Here is a 917-nt window from a genome sequence, read left to right as displayed (position 1 = left end):
TCGCCATGAAGCCCAGTGTCTCGACGAGACCCGAAGCCTGGGCGGACGCATTGCCGAAGGCCCAGAGGATTTCCTCCTCGGTCAGATCGAGCAGCTTCGCCGCGGCTACCGCGGCGCCGAAGATTCCGCAGGTCGACGTGATGTGCCAGCCGCGATTGTAGTGGCCCGGCGAGATCGCGTTGCCGATCCGGCAGGTCACCTCCACGCCGAGAACGAAGGCATGCAGAAGCTTGGTCCCGCTGACCGGCCGTAGTTCGGCGAGGGCAAGGACGACGGGGGCCACGGGCGCGGTCGGATGGATGATCGTGCCTTGATGGGTGTCGTCGAAATCGAACACGTTCATTGACGCGGCGTTGAGAAAGGCAGCGGTCGGCGCATCCCGCTTCGCGCCATGACCGACAACGGTCGCCGCCGTCCCCGCCGAGAAGGGCGCGAGGCTCGCCGCAAGGCGCAGGATCGCCTGGTCGGACGAACCTCCAAGCGCGGTCCCGAAGCCGTTGAAGAGGGCGCGCAGCGCATGCTCGCACACCGGCTCCGGCACGTCGTTCCATTGCGAATTGCGCACGAACGCGGCAAGCCTGCGCGACAGGCCCGGAGCAATCGCCTGAGGGGAAGTGCCGCTCATCGGACTCGTTCCGGCCGGCGTCAGGCCTGGGCCTTCTTGCTGGCGACCGTCACGCCGGCCCAACCCTCGATCGGCTTGATGATTTCGGTCAGGTCCGCATCGGCGCCGAGGTCGCTCTTCGCCACGGTCAGCAACTGCCGCACCGCGCCGCCGACGATCATCGGCACGCCCAGCGCGTCGCTCTCCTCGAGACAAAGGCGAATGTCCTTGGCCGACAGCCCGATGGCGAAGCCGAAATCGAAGCCGCGGGTAAGGACGAATTTCGGGATCTTGGTCAATGTCGCGTTGGAAC

At 66.4% G+C, this 917-nt stretch carries 2 protein-coding genes; both read right to left on the bottom strand.

Annotated elements, in window-relative coordinates; all coding sequences use genetic code 11:
• A partial coding sequence (locus EOA24_RS39555; protein WP_145992585.1) for an MmgE/PrpD family protein occupies positions 1–625 on the bottom strand: 625 nt, incomplete at its 3' end.
• Between the two features lie 20 nt (positions 626–645).
• The coding region (locus EOA24_RS39550; protein WP_148669985.1) for an NAD-binding protein at positions 646–917 on the bottom strand (272 nt) is incomplete at its 5' end.

Origin of the sequence: Mesorhizobium sp. M2A.F.Ca.ET.039.01.1.1, assembly GCF_003998035.1 — a bacterium.
Lineage (GTDB): Bacteria > Pseudomonadota > Alphaproteobacteria > Rhizobiales > Rhizobiaceae > Mesorhizobium.
The sequence above is the reverse complement of the archived record's forward strand: the minus strand, read 5'-3'. Positions and strand labels throughout refer to the sequence as shown.